This window comes from Variovorax sp. FG153 (assembly GCF_057809595.1).
Genome location: NZ_JBMDKG010000120.1, coordinates 1 through 662, shown reverse-complemented (window position 1 = coordinate 662; position 662 = coordinate 1). Strand labels below are relative to the sequence as shown.

General features: G+C 76.9%; 1 protein-coding gene. It reads left to right on the top strand.

Annotated features, from left to right (window positions below; genetic code table 11):
* Positions 1 to 662, top strand: a 662-nt coding sequence (locus ACODT0_RS42370) for a tetratricopeptide repeat protein (protein ID WP_489044046.1), incomplete at both ends; no start/stop codon positions are given.

Below are 662 nucleotides of genomic sequence, written 5' to 3'. Positions count from 1 at the left end.
CGCAGCGGTCCGCGGCGGCACTGCTCCTGTCGCTGGCCGCGGCCGGCGCCGCGCTAGCGGCGCCACGGGTGCCGGCCAGCGACGACGAGGTGGTCGAGAAGCTGCCCGCGATCGCCGGCTGGCTCGATGCGCAGCGCAAGCTGCGCCGCGAACTGGCGCAGCGGCCCGGCGACGAGGCCACTGCGATCGAGGCCGCGACCGCCTACCTCGACCTCGCGCGCTCGCAGGGCGACGCGCGCTACGCCGGCCAGGCCGCGGCCGCGTTGCAGGCCTGGGACGCCACGCCCATCGCCCGGACGCCGCCCGCGGTGCTCGTGATGCGCGCCACCGTGGCCCAGTTCCTGCACGATTTCGACGGTGCCGAGTCCCTCTTGAAGGCCGCGCTCGCGCGCCGGCCCGCCGATCCGCAGGGCTGGATCACGCTCGCGACCGTGCTGCGCGTGCGCGGACGCTACGACGAATCCGATGCCGCCTGCCGCGCGCTGGGCCGCGTCGGCCCGGCGCTCTATGGCGTGGCCTGCCTCGCGGAGAACGCGGGCCTGCGCGGCAACCATGCCGCCGCGCGCGATGCGCTGCGCGGCCTGCTGGCCGATCCCGCGCTGGCCGGTGCGCCGCAGGCCGGAACGCGGCAGTGGCTGTGGACCTCGATCGCCGAGATCGAG